Origin of the sequence: Streptomyces niphimycinicus, from assembly GCF_018883605.1 — a bacterium.
GTDB lineage: Bacteria > Actinomycetota > Actinomycetes > Streptomycetales > Streptomycetaceae > Streptomyces > Streptomyces niphimycinicus.
On sequence record NZ_JAHLEM010001165.1, the window covers coordinates 1 to 392 of the forward strand.

1 pseudogene is annotated in these 392 nt (G+C 79.8%); it reads right to left on the bottom strand.

Features of this window, described 5'->3' with window-relative positions:
• Positions 1-50 precede the first annotated feature (50 nt).
• Positions 51-392, bottom strand: a pseudogene (locus KN815_RS48530) (hypothetical protein); the annotation flags it as partial.

A 392-nucleotide genomic window follows, 5' to 3' on the forward strand; every position in this document is an offset into this window, starting at 1 on the left:
CGCTCGGGCACGGCCCGCGTGGGCCGCGGCGGCGGCCGGGTCCGCGGCGATCACAGATAGTCCTCCTCGGTCATCGGGTCGGGCTCGGGGCCCTGAGCGGGCGCGGCGGCGTCCGGCGGGCCGCCGTGGGTCCACGGAGTGCTCTCCGCGTCGGGCAGCTCCGGGCCGCCGCGCGGGGCGTGCTCGAACAGTGTCCAGCACACCCGGTCGCCCTTCTCGGGCACCGAGCCCGGCTCGGGCTGCTTGCCCCGGCCCATCCCGCCGGTCAGCCGCACCACCAGCGCGCCGCCCGGAGCGTCCGCGCCGCCTGAAGCGTCCGCGCCGCCTGAAGCGTCCGCGCCGCCTGAAGCGTCCGCGCCGCCTGAAGCGTCCGCGCCGCCCGGAGCGTCCGC